Here is a 15635-nt window from a genome sequence, read left to right as displayed (position 1 = left end):
ACCTGCTACATCACCCAGAAAACAGCAATATAATTCTCGTAAGGACTCTCTCTTGGCAGACAATCTAACGGACTCAATGGTGCGCGGTCTTAAAGCTCGCGACTCGGCTTATCAGGTTTGGGACAAGAGTGGTGAGCGCGGAGCAGGGCGTCTGGGCGTTAAAGTTGAGCCATCCGGGCAGCGAGTTTTCTACTATCGCTACTACTGGAATGCTAAGCGCCACTTTATTCAGTTGGGTCGTTACCCTGAAATGTCGTTAGCTCAGGCTCGTCAGCTTGCGAAAGGTTATGCCGGTACGCTGAAGGAAGGGAAGAACCCTAAGGTCGAAAAGGCTGAACAGGAAATCGCGCTGGAAAAGCAAAAACGTGCCGAACAGTTAAAGGGCAGCATCGAGCAGCTTATTCAGGGTTACACCAACAAAATGCGGGAAGATGGAAAGCGGACATGGCAGCAGGTGCTCTACCGTCTGGAGAAAGAAACGTATTCCGTTATCGCCAAAGATACCAAAGCTAACGAAGTCACACCGCTACATATCAAACAGATTCTGTCCGCTATCATTCAGCGCGGTGCGAGCGTTGAAGCAAACCGTGTGCGTTCTTATCTGATGGCAGCTTTCAACTATGGGCTCAAAGCGGACAACGATCCGGCCAACCACCAGCAGAATGTGATGTTTGGGCTTGAGATGAACCCGGTGAGCGTCATCCCTAAACAGTCTGCTGCAGAGAAAGCGGGAACCAACTGGCTCAAGTTGAATGAACTGCAACAGTTAATGGGGGACTTCCCCAAAACGCCAAGCGTCGGCAGCACGGTAAGTTTGCTGCTTAATTTATGTGTTTACGCTGGTGGCCAGCGCCCACATGAACTGGCTTCCAGTCGTTGGGATGCAGTGAACTGGGAAGAAAAAACGCTGTTGATCGTCGCTGATGTATCAAAGAACAAGCGTGACCATCTGGTTCCGTTAACGGATTCAGCGGTCGAAATTCTGGAAAGGCTGAAGGTGGAAAACGTTAACAATAGTCCGTTTATCTTTCCGCAACGGCTGGATGCGGCTAAACATCTGCGGACCGACAGTTTTGCGCAGGCAATCATCTATTATCGTGAGCACTTTCCTGACAATCCGGTGTTTGTTGCAAGGGATTTACGGCGGACCTGCAAAACGCTGATGGGCGAAATCGGTGTTTCGAAAGAGCTGCGTGACCGCATTCAAAACCATGCATTGCAGGATGTCAGCTCGAAGCACTATGACCGTTATGATTATCTTGTAGAGAAAAGAAGGGCATTAGAACAGTGGGAAAAGAGGGTTAATCATGTTGAGCAGGCCACCAGCAACGTAGTGAACTTATTCCAGAGAGGATGAGAATTGGCCAAAGATAGTCTCAATTCTTTGAAGAGCATTTACCAGCCTGGTTCATAGGATAGTGTATTGTTGAATAGACCGGGCATTATCGATGAAGCAGATTTTGATGTGTTGTCAGTTCAGGCAGATGCTGGGTTACAGTCTTTTTGGCGAGCATAAAGCGTTTAAAAGGCTATTCAGGCCGAAATCACTGACAGCTATATGCCGATGATACAGCTTGTTGACGATATTTTGCCGAATTAGCGAGCTAAGCCGATAGCTTTTGCTTTAGCTTGATACTGCTTATGATTTTGCTCAATTTTCCGCACAGCTTCACCCGTTTCAATAGCCGTTGAGCTAGCAACGGAGCGGCAAATTTGTTGTTTGGTGATTTTGGCGCTGGTGGCTCGACTTTGCATTGTGAGGTCCTCATTGTGCTTATCGGGTTTGTAGGGGGTGGTAGGTGAGCTTACAAGTTGGTTTATCAGAGGGTGTTTGCTGGAAGGTAGCCCACCATTGAGGTGGGCTAAGCTGCTTAATCCTGATACCTGGCTCTTGCTCTCATTTCCTGCATGTTCATGCCGTGATGAAAACGCTGATGTCCACACATCCAGCATGAACAGAGGCATGGCGTATGATAAGCCTTACCGATATTGACGATAGTCGCGCCTTCAGGCCAGCTGTAAGCCGCATTATTATAGCGGCCGCGTTTAGTTTTGAGCCTTTTCATATGATGGCGACGAAACGCTCGATTTCTTGTATGCATGGGTAATCCCCGAATATACCGTCGGGGCAGCCACACCTTCGTGTGACCGCCGGAACGGGTATTCGGAGTGGAGGATTTTACGCATTGTTAAGATCCTTATTAAAATCCATTCGCCTGAATGCCGGAAAATTCTACTCGTTAGTATCCCAGTTTATGAAGTGATTTTTCAATCTTTCAACAGTGTGTCGCCACTTTGGCGTTGTCGGTTTACAAACGGTATTTTGATTACCGAAGAATCCGAGTTCATTTACTGCATCCTGTTCACTACGGGTTTCAAGCCATTTTACTGAGACGAAATACTCAGATTTATCGGGATCACCTGAGTTATCACGATAAAGGTCTCCATGCTTAAGCACGTCCATCGCGAGTTTTTCACCAGCCTCAGTATTAACTGTAAAGCTGCTGGCTGGCTCAACGGCACTTTGCACAATACCGACGCCTACATAACCTGTTTTTGGGATGTTAACCCAGACGCGTTGACTGGGCTGAAGCTGTTTTAAGGTCTGGCTGTACCAGCTTCCGCCACCGGCACTGATAAACCCGTAATGTCGCGCCTCTTCCCAGTTACGACTATTTGAGTCACCGAACGAGACATAGAACTCTCCATTCCAGGGTTCTTTTGATTGAGCACTCGTACTTGCGGTGGCCTGAGCAGCATTAGTTTGCGTCTCGCTGGGATCGAGAAGCCAGGCGCGACTTAAAAACTGTTCATCTCCGTGCTGAAAGACTTTGAAGAACAGCACGTTAATAGAGATACCATTTTTACTTAAATAGTCGACAATGCGTTCGGTGGACGGATCCAGTTCCGCCGCTACGATAATGATTTGATGCGACTGGTTAATAGACTCTTCTTCTAACTCAGTATTGAAACGTTGCTTAAAGGCGTCACCCAGATTACTGCCGCCAGAGAATTTTTCATAAATTTGTGACAGGCGGTCTGCGGTTAAATCATCTACCCATGAAGCGTAATCCAGCGCCTGAGCGACTACCTCGCGCGGTGTGCGGTCGCGTTTCAGCTCTATCAGGATTAGCGAGGCATCAGGCGCTATCGCCAGCAGATCAATACGCCCCTTATCGAGCGTATTTTCCTGATGACCGATAATCATCCACTGGTCTGAAAGAATGGTTGGGTCGTTTAAGATCATTCTTTCCAGCAAACTTTCACTGGCCAGCTTGCTGATGGTCAGCGGCTGTGGGTTATCCCCCACCCGCCAGATAGCATGATGAACCGGCATCGTCTGTTCCTTAGCTTAGCGCTGCGTCTGTGAGTGCATTCGCCAAATGTAGCTGGGTTTGCTGGGCAGATCGCAGGTGGGATTTAAGTTTTTCGCAGATAATGAATAGTTCATCAATTTTAGTAACAATTCGATGTTGCTCTAATAACGGTGGTACTGGGAATTCAAATAATTCCAATGTTTTTTTACTAAGTCCTTCAATTGCCATGCCGACTTGTCTTCTCCATATCAGGTTTTGAATAAGGGGAGATTTAATGGCTAAGTGAACAAATGGTGCAAGCTCGCCCAATAACAATCGAATGATTGTGACATGCTGGCTAACGTTTGCCTCTATGATGTGATCAGGAAATATTAAAGTGCGGCCTAATGAAGCCCCGGTGATATTTAGAAGAATATCACCAGGAAAAACTTTCGTTCCATCCATTTTAGAATGTATATTTTTATCAATATACACTATATCGTCTAAACGGAGGCCCTCATTCCACACGTTTTGAGAGCGAAGAAATGGAATGCCTTCAGTTACATATGCACTTTGCCCTCCTCGAGGAGTACTACCCGAGCCCATCTTGCTGGTTAGGTCACCCAGCCTAATAAACTCCCACCCCTCCGGCAACCCAAAAGGCTTTTCCTCATCACTCACTGGCGGCAAAGGTTTCTGTTTTTTAATTTTACCTTCTTTCACCAGTTGCGCTTTTTCCTGCTCAATACGCTTTAGCAATTCGGATGCGGGTTCGTCGTTGGGGTCTTGCGGCACCAATCTACCCATCACCGCCAGTTGCAGAATGGTTTGTTTAAGCGCATCAATGCTAGCTTCGGTGGTAAACAGCGTGTCGAAATGCTGGCTGATTCGCGCCCAGTTTTCGGCTAACTCTTCGGCATTTTGGCTATTGGTAAGTGTTGCCAGCAACGTTTCAACCAGCTGGGAATGTGCTTCCAGACTGGTCAGAGATTGCTGCTCCAGTTGGTCGCAAAGGGACATGAGGTCTTTTACTTTTTGAACGATATTTATTTGCTCATTGACAGGAGCTAGAGGTGTTAACGCATTTATTGCTTTATCAGTACCTAACCTTGGCATATTCATGCCATGTGTTGATTCGTTAGCGTATCTAATAAAGCTAGGGGACTTTAGTAATATGCTCAGATATTCTGAAGTGATTCCATTGAATGGTCTGACGGGAATTATCTCAGTGGTGCAAACGCCATCATCATCAGCAATAAGTACTTTATTTAAATATGGGCGTAACTTTCCATATAGTACGTCCCCACATGAAAATCTATTTTTTGAGCTTTTGAATGGGCGTTCGGCAAAAGTAACTCTATTTAAAAGCCTGGATGTTTCTTTTTCAATATCTTCGAGTTCAACAATCCATGTGTTGCTTTTAGCATCTTCAGGCTCTGCTTTATCGCATTGACCATAATTTGTCAGAAAACCTAACGATGTCCATTCCCAGCTCTCCGGCAATTCAAACGGCGTTTCATCCTCATTAATTTTTGCCAAAGGCTTCTGCTTTTTAATTTTTCCCTGCTTCACCAGCTCGGCTTTTTCAGCGGCAATGCGTTTTAGCAACTCAGACGCAGGTTCATCATTTGGGTCCTGTGGCACCAGCTTGCCGCGCACCGCCAGTTCCAGAATCAGTTCGCGCAGCTTTTTAATGCCATAAAGATCAATCTTGCCGTTGTTGCCGCGTCCAGCCGTTGAACGTGTCTGTAAGGCAGATGTCCAGGTATTGATATGTTGGGTGATTAGTTGCTCAGCAGACATCAGTTGGCCTCCTTGCCCGCAAGCGCGGCACCGAGGATATCGCGTAGCTGGTGACGCAGCTGGCTAATCTCCGCTTGCTGCTGTTGATACTGCACCAGCAGCTCATCGGGATCATGGCTGATCGCTTCTGCCTGATGCGGATTCTTGATATCAAGGTTGAAGTTACGTGCAATGACTTCATCAATGCTGACTTTCCAGGCGTGTTCGTTTTCAACACGGCTGGCAAAGCCGTCGGCTTCATTGCCCCACCAATCGATCTCCGGCTGAAACTCTTCAACTTTCATGGGGCGGGTTTTGCTGTAGTTTTTCACGCCTTCAGGATAGGGATGTTCATAGAACCAGATATCCTGTGTCGGCTGGCCTTTGGTGAAAAACAGCAGGTTAGTTTTGATGCCGGTATAGGGATTAAACACGCCATTCGGCAGACGTACGATGGTGTGCAGGTTGCACTCTTCTGTCAGCAGCTTTTTGATTTTGGTTTTAACACCTTCACCAAATAGCGTGCCATCTGGAAGAACGACAGCGGCGCGTCCTTTATCCGCCAGCACTTCCACAATCAACTGCAGGAAAAGGTCTGCAGTTTCACGCGTTTGCGTTTCAGAGGGAAAGTTTTTCTCGATGCCATCTTCTTCGGTGCCGCCAAATGGCGGGTTGGTAACAATCACATCGAACTGCTCATCCCATGAAGAGAGCGGCTTGCTTAACGTATTGTCATGGCGAATCTGTACCGGAACTTCAATACCGTGCAGTAGCATATTGGTAGTACAAAGCAGGTGCGGGAGCTGCTTTTTCTCTACGCCGTGAATCTGCTTCTGCAGCGTTTGGTGATCGTCGGTGCTGTGAACGTAGTTGGCTTTAATATGGTCAACCGTGCAAGCCAGAAATCCGCCAGTACCGCAGGCGGGATCAATAACGCGCTCGCCCAGTTTGGGATCAATACGGTTAACCATAAAGCGGGTAACGGCGCGTGGCGTATAAAATTCGCCCGCGTTGCCAGCGCTTTGCAGGTCGCGCAGAATCTGTTCGTAGATGTCGCCAAACAGATGGCGTTCGTTGCTGTCACCGAAGTCGATTTCGTTCAGCTTATTGATGACCTGACGCAGCAGCGTACCGTTTTTCATATAGTTATAGGCGTCGCTGAAAGCTTCCCGCACCACAAAGCCACGTGGATTTTTATCGCGAGGGGCAGGCAGGCTTTTCAGGGCAGGGAAGAGATCGTCATTAACGAACTCAAGCAGCTTGTCGCCCGTTATGCCTTCAGCATCTGCTGCCCAGTTGCGCCACAGATAACGTGCGGGAACCGGGAGGCGATACTCTTCAGCATCCATTATGGCTTCCAGCTCTTCTTCCTGAGTGTCGAAAATTTTTAAAAACAGTAGCCATGAAAGCTGACCCAGACGTTGCGCATCGCCGTCCACACCGGCGTCTTTACGCATAATGTCCTGTAAGGATTTGATAACTGAACTGATAGACATGTTTGTTGCAATTTCCGTAATAAAAAAGTCTGCCACCGAGCGGTCGCTACGGTGACAGACATTGATAGGGAATCAGGCCGAGCGAGGAGGGAGTTCGTAGATTTCGTTTTCCAGTTCACTCACGGCACTCATGTAGCTTTCCTTGTCACCAAAGTTCTTTTTGATGATCTCCAAAGGGCGGCCCATGGTATCAAAAGGTCGAAGCTTCAGTACCTGAATATCTTCGATTTCCTTTACGCCCGCATCGGCGTATTTATCGAGCAGGTTGCTCAACACGGCCTGAGCCGACTCAGAGTATTTGGTAAAGTAGTTACGCTTACGCACATTATCGGCGCGTTCACGGCGGGTGAGCGGCGGCTGACCGTACACGACATGACAGAGCATATCGAACGGATCCAGCTCTTTGCCGACCTCTTCCGTCAGTACATCCCAGATAATACCCTGCTGTTCCAGCTCTTCGATAATGGCCTGTTTACGTTCAGCACTCTGCCAACGCTGAACAAAATCATTTAAAGATGCGTACTCTTTCATTAGCGTACGACGGGTGTAATCCTGAAAAGATTCGGTAACCAGCTTACCGTCAGCGTCGTAATACTGAACGCGTTTAGATAACACGTTAACAGCAACGCCTTTAACGTAAAACTTCCTGCGTCGTTCTTCGTCTGTTTCGGGCAGTGCGCCATCAGGTTCGGGGTCTGTTGAGAGGCCAGAGGGATAGTCTGGCGATGGTTCTTCTGCATGGCCTGTTTGACCCGCTCCATCTGATACTTCATCTTCCAGCTGTTCATCAAAATCTGACTCTGGATCGGCGACCTCATCTTTTGTCGTCGTTATGACTTTCACCGGCAAGCCATCAAAGCGTTCATCTGCAAACAGTTCGGTGGTTTTTCGGAAATCCAGAATGGTGAACCATAGCTTGTTGTAACGTTCATCAATACGCGTACCGCGTCCAATGATTTGCTTAAATTTGGTCATCGACTGTATATTTTGTTCAAGCACAACCAGCTTACAGGTTTTGGCATCGACACCCGTTGTCATCAGTTCTGATGTTACGGTGATAACCGGGTAGGGCTTCTTCGGATTGATGAAGTTATCCAGCTGGTTTTTCCCCTCGGTCTCATCGCCTGTAATACGCATAATGTATTTATCATTTTCTTTAATTTGCGCTGCGTTGAGATTCACCAGGGCGCGCCGCATCCGCTCTGCATGAGGTATGTCATTGCAGAAGACGATGGTTTTATCCATGGGGTTGGTGCGTTTGAGGTAATCCGTAATGGTTTCCGCCACCAGCTGAGTGCGTTCATCAATGACTAAATTGCGATCAAAATCTTTTTGGTTGTAGATGCGATCTTCAATCAGCTCACCATTTTTATCGACTTCGCCTTTCGCTGGACGCCATCCTTGCAGGTCAACATTGATATCAACGCGTACCACTTTATAAGGTGCCAGGAATCCATCCTCAATGCCCTGTTTAAGCGAATAGGTATAGACCGGCTCACCGAAATAGTCCGTATTTGAGACCTCATGAGTCTCTTTCGGCGTCGCCGTTAAACCGACCTGAGTCGCACTACTAAAATATTCCAGAATCTCGCGCCAGGCACTGTCTTCAGCGGCGCTGCCGCGATGGCATTCGTCAATGATGATCAGATCGAAGAAGTCACGCGCAACCTGCTTATACGCTTTTTCATGCTCTTCGGTTCCTGTCATCGCCTGATACAGCGCCAGATGGATTTCGTAAGCGGGATCGACAGTGCGGCCAGTGATTTTGGTCATTGCCTGCCCAAAAGGCTGGAAATCGTTGGTGCGGGTTTGATCAACAAGAATGTTGCGATCTGCCAAGAACAGGATGCGTTTCTTGTGCCTGCCTTTCCATAACCGCCAGATAATCTGGAAGGCGGTGTAGGTTTTGCCGGTACCGGTTGCCATCACTAATAAGATGCGGTTCTGGCCTGCTGAGATAGCCTCAAGCGTTTTATTGATTGCCTGAAGCTGATAATAACGCGGCGATTTACCGGAGCCGTCTTCATAGTAGTCCTGCGTAATTACAGGCAGCTGTGCGGCGGTATAGCCTTTCCAGAGACAGAGCTTCTCCCATAACTCAGCAGGCGTTGGGAATTCTTCAAGTGTAATCTCTCGTTCCAACTGATCGTGGTTCGTTTTGTCGTGAAATACGAAGCCATCACCATTGGAGGCAAAGACGAAAGGAACCTCTAACAAAGCGGCATAACCCAGTCCCTGCTGCATCCCTTTGCCGATTTCATGCTTGTTTGCTTTCGCTTCGATGACTGCCAGCGGTAAGCCAGGCTTATGGTAGAGCACTATATCTGCTGATTTGACTTTCTGACGGGATGCCAGCTTACCCCGCACAACTACCTTGCCATCACGTAACTTCACCTCCTGGCGAATCTGCGTCATGTCATCCCATCCGGCCTTCTTGACCGCAGGCAGAATAAATTTAGTTACGATGTCGGTTTCAGTCAGTTGAGCTTTGTTCACGCCAGCCATAGCATTTCCGGTCAGATAAAAGTGAAGGAATATGGACCTATTTTTGCACAAATAAAGTGCTTGGTTAATGCCTTTAGCCAACAAAATCAGCTCGGTGAGATCTTTGACCTTACTAAGTCAAATATGCAGTTTTGTGCCTTTTGTTAAACCTCCCTTATTGATTATCCTCTTGTGTTCATCAATGCTCAGGGTATGATTTTGCTATCGCGATGCTTACCGGTTGGATTATTCAGGTTAAAAAAGCCCCTTGTCCGGTAAGGTCTGTCTCTGAATTCACCAGCTTTAGCAATAAAAACAAAGCTTGTCATGACAGCCAGAATGACTTTAAGCGGCACGGCTTTTATTCCTGAAAGACATTGAAAACAGGCAGGTTGGTGAATTTTTAATCTTTTGCTAATGATCTACAAGGTTTGAAATGGCGGAACACTCTTCTTCAATCGATGACGAATCTCAAGGGTATATCCTTAAATCACTTGAGGATATGCGGCGTAAATTGCTGGATTTGACTTCACGAAACCGGCTATTAAATTTTCCGGTTAACCAAAAGCACTCTTCCTTACGTATCATCAATGAGCTGCCAGATCAGCTATTTCAAACCCTCAGGTCAGAACAGGTCATGCAGTTCGCTCCTGTTCCGGATCCGACCAAAGCACAGTTACAGCAATTTGGTTATCTGGAAAAAAATGCCTCTTCAGCAGAAGAAAAAGCCACGAAACCCTTGCCCGATGCGAAAACCTGGGCTGGAAAACTGGGTATCAATACCAGCTATGAGTTGCTGAGCAGCGCTCAAAACAATATCTCATCAGAAGATTATGAGCTGGTAATCAAAGCAAGAGATGTCATCCTTGAGCATCTGCAAGAAAACGGGGGCTCTTTAGCAGGCATCAGAAGTACTGAGGCTAACTCCAACCTTCCAGGCGAGCATCTGGATTCTCTTCTTACCCGGCTTGGTTACAAAGATATCGGTGAGTTTGAGCGCGATACGAAAGCGGGCAAGCCGTTGCGTAAACCATCAGTTCATGCATCTCTGACTGATGACCAAATTCAGACACTTTACTATCCAGCCGAGCTGGAAGCCGTGTTGCGCTCTATCCATGGTAAGGCGCAGGTTGCAATTGAAGAGACGGGGGCCGGTATTCTCTATTTGTCCCTTGGCTTTCTGGAATGGTATGAAAGTGAAGATTCAGATAAGGCTCGACTTGCTCCACTCTTTACTGTTCCGGTAACGCTTGAGAAAGGTAAGCTCGATCCACAGGCCGGCCTCTATCGTTACCACTTACGTTATACCGGGGAAGATATTATCCCTAATTTGTCGCTGCATGAAAAATTACAGGGCGATTTTGGTATTGCCTTGCCCAGCCTTGATGACGAGATGTTGCCTGAAACTTACTTCAAGCAAATACAGGCAATCATCGAAAAGAATAAGCCGCGCTGGAAAGTGCGTCGCTACGGAGCATTGAGCTTATTAAACTTCAGCAAGATGCTGATGTATCTGGATCTTGATCCAGAGCGTTGGCCTCAAGGCAGTAAAAACTTACTGAATCATGAAGTGATCAAACGCCTCTTTACATCTCAGGCGGGAAATAATTCGAATACAGGGAGCTTGTCCAGGGAGTATTCGATCGATACTCTCGATAACATTCATGAAAAATTTCCGCTTATTTATGATGCTGATAGTTCGCAGCATAGCGCTCTGATTGATGCTGTAAACGGCGAAAATTTGGTAATCGAAGGCCCACCAGGGACGGGGAAATCACAAACAATAACGAACCTTATTGCCGCTGCGATGCTAAATGGGAAAAAGGTTCTCTTTGTTGCGGAAAAGCTCGCTGCGCTAGAGGTGGTAAAACACAGACTTGATAAGGCGGGATTAGGTGATTTTTGTCTGGAACTTCACAGTCATAAATCGCATAAGCGTAAGGTTTTAGAGGATATTCAGAAAAGGCTGCATAATCCGTCATTGCAAAAAACGCCTGCGCAAATTGACGCAGAGATTTCACGCTATGAAGATTTAAAGAGTCAGTTAAACAGTTACGCTCAGGAAATTAATGAGATCTGGAGGCATACCGAGCTTACTGTTCACCAGATTTTGACCGGGGCGACACGCTATCGACGCGAACTGGGTATCGATCCAACTCAACTGCATATAGAAAACCTTTCCGGGCAGAAATTGAATCGCGTGGCGCAGTTAAGACTACGTGACCAAATCAAAGAGTTTAAAGATGTCGTTGTGGAATTTCGTCAACAGGTCGGTGAGCAGGCTGAACTATTGGAGCATCCCTGGTATGGCATCAATAACGTCGATATCCAGCTTTTCGACAGTGATAGAATTGTTTCAGTTCTGAATGAATGGAATGTAGCGCTAATCTCATGGCAGCAGGCACTCTCAGATTTTCTAAATCAGTATTCGATTGTTACTGCCAATCATGACGAAATGAGCTGGCAGACTCAGTTAGTTGAGTTGTCCGGTCGACTTCCGGATCTGCCCGCTGAAGCTGATTTTCAGGCTTACTCCAGGCTTGATGACAATAAGGTTGAACATTTAAAAAATTGGCTGATGGATTTCAATGTCGTTCAGGCTGATTATCGTCATATGGCTGACTACCTGATGCCTGAAAAATTGCGTCTCCTTGAGGAAGGGACTTTTGCGCCTGACTTCCCGAATATCGCTAAAACATTTGGTCTGGATAGCGTGACCACGCTTGCTGATGTCGTACGTCTGATTCGTAGTTTAGAGCAAATGTATGTTTCTTTTGAAGCAGATCGTGAGCATCTTTCCGCACTACTTGAATCTTTACCATCTTCTGTTTCCGAAAGATTTCCTGTTACTCAGCAAGGTTTTAGTCAAATAGCGACATTTATTTATGTTGCTTTTGAGCTACCTGGCGATTTAGTTAAATACAGACATGAAAGGTTCGATGATGATGGTATCGAGCTGCTGATCGAAGAGTTAAGCCAGCGGTTGGCATCGTTACATACCCTGCGCGACCAGTTAAAGTCACGCTTTGTACTGAATAAAGTAACTGATGATGAACAGCTGAAGACTATTGAAAGCAGCTTGAAAGACTCTGGCTTATTTAGCTGGTTAAGCGGCTCATGGCGACAAGCCAAAAATACGCTAGTCGGCTTATCCAGCGAACCTAATACAAAATGGAAGACGCTTTATGATGAACTGCCCAAGCTTCGTCAGTATGCTCAAGAACTAACTGAGTTTGAGGCACGTAATTTTAGCCAAATTTTCGGTGAGCTTTATCAAGGATTAGAAACCGAGCCGAACCAGATGCGGCAGCTTCGAGACTGGTATAGCAAAGTGCGTAGTGTCTGGGGTATCGGCTTCGGCGCTAACGTTGCCATAGGCAGCGCTTTACTCACTTTGGATAGTCAGATTTTCAAAGGTATCCAGCAGTTAAAACATCAGGGTGTGGATACTCAAATCTCGCAGCATCTGACCAAACTGAAAGAGTTTGAAGAAACTATCCCATCAAACGTTTTGTTCCCTGAAAACGTTCAAACACTGGCCGGTAACACAAATATTTTTTCACCACTTATAGCCAACCTTAAGGATGCACTGTTTCCAATACAGCAATGGTTTACAGCTGAGCAACTTACTTTGGAGACAGTAAATGAAAAGATCGTCATCTTGCATCAAATACAAGAAAAGCAGCGTATTTTAGGTGAAGATATGTTGCCTGGCGATATTTTTGCGATAGCAAATGAAATGGCTTTCGGAGCAAGTAAAGATAATACGCGTCTTCTAAATGTGATGAGTGAAACCATTACTTTTACAGAAAAAATGCGTGAAAAAACCCACAACTCTGATTTGGCTGATGCTATCAAAAATTTATCCGGCGGCGATGAGTACCGAAGCCTGCAACAGCATTTTCACGCCCTTGAGCATAAGTGGCAAATTCAAACAGACCGGCAAATGAATTTTGCACAGGAGACTCAGCTTGATATTGTGCAATGGCAACAGCGATGCCAGGATCGTCTCTCCGCATTAATAGAGCGTAATAAAGAAGCAATATCTAAACCTCGATGGTTAAATGGTTGGCTTAATTTTACCCGCGTATCTAAAGCTATTGAAAGTAACGGGCTACAGCGTATCCGTGATGCGATCATGAGCCATACACTTGCAATTGAACAAATCGATACCGGCTTGCAGGTGGCTATTTTCGATCAGCTGGCGCGCGAAGTTGCTTCTGAACGTCCGCATCTTCTACGGGTGTCGGGTAATAGCCGGAGCGCCATGCAAAAAACATTTCGTGACTATGACAAGGCGCTTCAGAAATTACAGCGTGAACGTATAGCAGCCGTCATTGCAAGCAATCCGGTTCCCCAGGGCGCATCAGGGGGAAGAAAAGCAGACTACACGGAAATGGCTCTTATCAGAAACGAGACCGGCAAGAAGACGCGGCACGTTCCGATTCGTCAACTTATTAATCGAGCCGGTCGCGCACTGCTCCAGTTGAAGCCCTGTTTTATGATGGGGCCAATGTCTGCGGCTAATTACCTTCAACCGGGTGACATTGAATTTGATCTTGTTGTGATGGATGAAGCTTCACAGGTTAAGCCTGAGGATGCGTTGGGAGTTATCGCGCGCGGTAAGCAAATTGTCGTAGTTGGTGACCCTAAACAGCTTCCGCCAACCAGCTTCTTTGATCGTGCAGGCATTGATGATGATGACGAAGACACTGCTGCAGTAAGTCAGACTGACAGTATTCTTGATGCCTCTTTGCCGCTTTTCAAAATGCGCCGTTTAAGATGGCATTATCGTTCTCAGCACGAGAGCCTGATTGCCTACTCTAACCGTCATTTTTATAACAGCGATTTAGTTGTTTTCCCTTCACCTAACGCTCATGCTCCAGAGTATGGCGTTAAATTCAGCTTCGTTAAAAACGGTCGTTTTATTACTCAGCATAATATTGAAGAAGCTCGGGTTATTGCCAAGGCTGTGGCTTTACATGCAATTCATTCACCTGAGGAGTCTTTGGGGATCGTAGCCATGAACTCAAAGCAGCGTGAACAAATTGAACGAGCCATTGACGAAATGTGTCGTGAAGACTCTCAAGCTGATGCAGCTATTGATCGGTTAAGAACGAAAAGCGATGCACTCTTTGTTAAGAACCTCGAAAACGTTCAGGGCGATGAGCGCGATGTCATCTTTATTTCGTTTACTTATGGGCCGGGTGAGGCTGATGGCAAAGTATATCAACGCTTTGGCCCTATCAACTCAGATGTCGGCTGGCGTCGCTTAAACGTTCTTTTCACTCGTTCTAAAAAAAGAATGCATGTTTTCAGTTCAATGCGAGCGGAAGATGTTCAGGTGACAGAAACATCTAAGCGTGGCGTTCAGGCCTTACGCGGCTTTTTGCACTTTGCTGAAAAGGGCAACATGGATGGGCTTTCTCAGATTACCGGAAAAGCGCCGGATAGTGATTTTGAAGTGGCCGTTATTACAGCGCTGGAAAATGCTGGCTTTCGTTGTGAACCTCAGGTCGGGGTAGCCGGATTCTTTATCGATATTGCGGTTCGTGATCCCGGTAAGCAGGGACGTTATTTGATGGGGATTGAGTGTGATGGTGCGACTTACCATTCTGCTAAGTCCGCTCGTGACAGGGATCGCTTACGGCAGGATGTGTTAGAGGGACTGGGATGGCGGATTCGTCGTATATGGTCCACAGATTGGTTCAGTAATCCTGAAGAGGTTTTGGAACCTATTATTCGTGAATTACATCAATTAAAAACCACAGTTCCTGAACATGAATATTCTGAAGAGCAGGCTATCGAACAATTAGTTGTTGAAGAACATGAAGCCAGTGCGAATGTAACAGCTTTTAGCGATAGTGCTGAGCCGCTTAGATTGCGGCTTGAACGTTTTGCCAGAGAGGTGATAGACATAGAGTGTCCCTATATTGCAGATGAAAGTAAATTGCTACGCCCTGCTATGATTGAAGCTTTAGTTGAGCATCAGCCGCTGTCACGCTCTGAGTTTGTAGAGCGTATACCTAAATATCTGCGTGAAGCGACCGAAAGCAAGATGAGTAAGACTTATTTAGATAGAGTTTTGTCTATCATTGACGGAGAAGGATCAGAGTAAAACCTTACAGTGAGGCAAGGAAGCCTCTTGTAACTTATCTGCACCTGATTTTTATAAAGGTTATACATTTTTTAAGAATGCTTGATCATTACGTTGTTTACCATTTGGTAGTTTTTATCACTGTTTCGGTGATCAGTTTTGTGATCACATTTTCACACTAATCCCTACCAAAAAATCACATCCAGGGCTTAATCAACATTGGATCAAAAAGCCTTGTAGGAAAGTTAAAGAGATACTGTCTGGCCGTCGTGACGTTTATGGGCGCATTGGATCATTTCTCTTGCCCGATTAAATGACTTTTTTGCCTCGTTTCCATTAAAGGAATTTCTCATTCTGCCGATTCAACGATGAGTGCTGTGTATATGATCGGCGCGCCTGAACCAGCCAACAACTTTAGGCTCTGGGTGACGCGGAGGGCTGCGGTCAGAAGTTTTACCTGAGCGGTTACTGCCCACGCTG

Annotated in this window: 7 protein-coding genes; 2 read left to right on the top strand and 5 right to left on the bottom strand. The window is 46.4% G+C overall.

Annotation, left to right across the window (positions count from 1 at the left end; translation table 11 throughout):
- Nucleotides 1-52: 52 nt before the first annotated feature.
- Nucleotides 53-1357, top strand: a complete 1305-nt coding sequence (locus tag C2E15_RS18025; protein ID WP_104958596.1) for a tyrosine-type recombinase/integrase — start codon at nucleotides 53-55, stop codon at nucleotides 1355-1357.
- A gap of 239 nt (nucleotides 1358-1596) precedes the next feature.
- Here C2E15_RS18025 and C2E15_RS21785 read toward each other — a convergent pair whose 3' ends face one another.
- From C2E15_RS21785 to hsdR, 5 genes are all read right to left on the bottom strand, one after another.
- Entirely contained in the window at nucleotides 1597-1755 is a 159-nt protein-coding gene (locus C2E15_RS21785; protein ID WP_167391896.1) for a hypothetical protein, read from the bottom strand.
- A gap of 478 nt (nucleotides 1756-2233) precedes the next feature.
- Nucleotides 2234-3337: a PDDEXK family nuclease gene (locus C2E15_RS18015; RefSeq protein ID WP_104958594.1), complete on the bottom strand. Its 1104-nt coding sequence runs from the start codon at nucleotides 3335-3337 to the stop codon at nucleotides 2234-2236.
- A gap of 10 nt (nucleotides 3338-3347) precedes the next feature.
- On the bottom strand, nucleotides 3348-5099 hold the full coding sequence (locus C2E15_RS18010; RefSeq protein WP_104958593.1) for a restriction endonuclease subunit S: 1752 nt from the start codon (nucleotides 5097-5099) through the stop codon (nucleotides 3348-3350).
- Nucleotides 5099-6574 carry an N-6 DNA methylase gene (locus C2E15_RS18005; protein ID WP_104958592.1) on the bottom strand — a complete coding sequence of 492 codons (1476 nt, stop codon included), beginning with the start codon at nucleotides 6572-6574 and terminating at the stop codon, nucleotides 5099-5101. Before C2E15_RS18005 ends, C2E15_RS18010 begins: the two co-directional genes overlap by 1 nt.
- Before the next feature lie 72 nt (nucleotides 6575-6646).
- Nucleotides 6647-9079 carry an EcoAI/FtnUII family type I restriction enzme subunit R gene (gene hsdR, locus C2E15_RS18000; RefSeq protein WP_104958591.1) on the bottom strand — a complete coding sequence of 811 codons (2433 nt, stop codon included), beginning with the start codon at nucleotides 9077-9079 and terminating at the stop codon, nucleotides 6647-6649.
- A gap of 415 nt (nucleotides 9080-9494) precedes the next feature.
- Between hsdR and hhe the strand changes: the two genes are divergently transcribed.
- Nucleotides 9495-15176, top strand: coding sequence for a DUF4011 domain-containing anti-phage protein Hhe (hhe, locus tag C2E15_RS17995; protein WP_104958590.1), 5682 nt, complete (start codon nucleotides 9495-9497; stop codon nucleotides 15174-15176).
- Nucleotides 15177-15635: the final 459 nt, after the last annotated feature.

This window comes from Mixta gaviniae (assembly GCF_002953195.1).
Taxonomy (GTDB): Bacteria; Pseudomonadota; Gammaproteobacteria; order Enterobacterales; family Enterobacteriaceae; genus Mixta; species Mixta gaviniae.
The sequence above is the reverse complement of the archived record's forward strand: the minus strand, read 5'-3'. Positions and strand labels throughout refer to the sequence as shown.

Excerpts from the sequence above, each read along its gene's own strand:
- hhe (WP_104958590.1), top strand. The coding sequence starts at position 9,495 with ATGGCGGAACACTCTTCTTCAATCGATGACGAATCTCAAGGGTATATC.
- C2E15_RS18010 (WP_104958593.1), bottom strand. The coding sequence starts at position 5,099 with ATGTCTGCTGAGCAACTAATCACCCAACATATCAATACCTGGACATCT.
- C2E15_RS18015 (WP_104958594.1), bottom strand. The coding sequence starts at position 3,337 with ATGCCGGTTCATCATGCTATCTGGCGGGTGGGGGATAACCCACAGCCG.
- C2E15_RS21785 (WP_167391896.1), bottom strand. The coding sequence starts at position 1,755 with ATGCAAAGTCGAGCCACCAGCGCCAAAATCACCAAACAACAAATTTGC.
- C2E15_RS18005 (WP_104958592.1), bottom strand. The coding sequence starts at position 6,574 with ATGTCTATCAGTTCAGTTATCAAATCCTTACAGGACATTATGCGTAAA.
- hsdR (WP_104958591.1), bottom strand. The coding sequence starts at position 9,079 with ATGGCTGGCGTGAACAAAGCTCAACTGACTGAAACCGACATCGTAACT.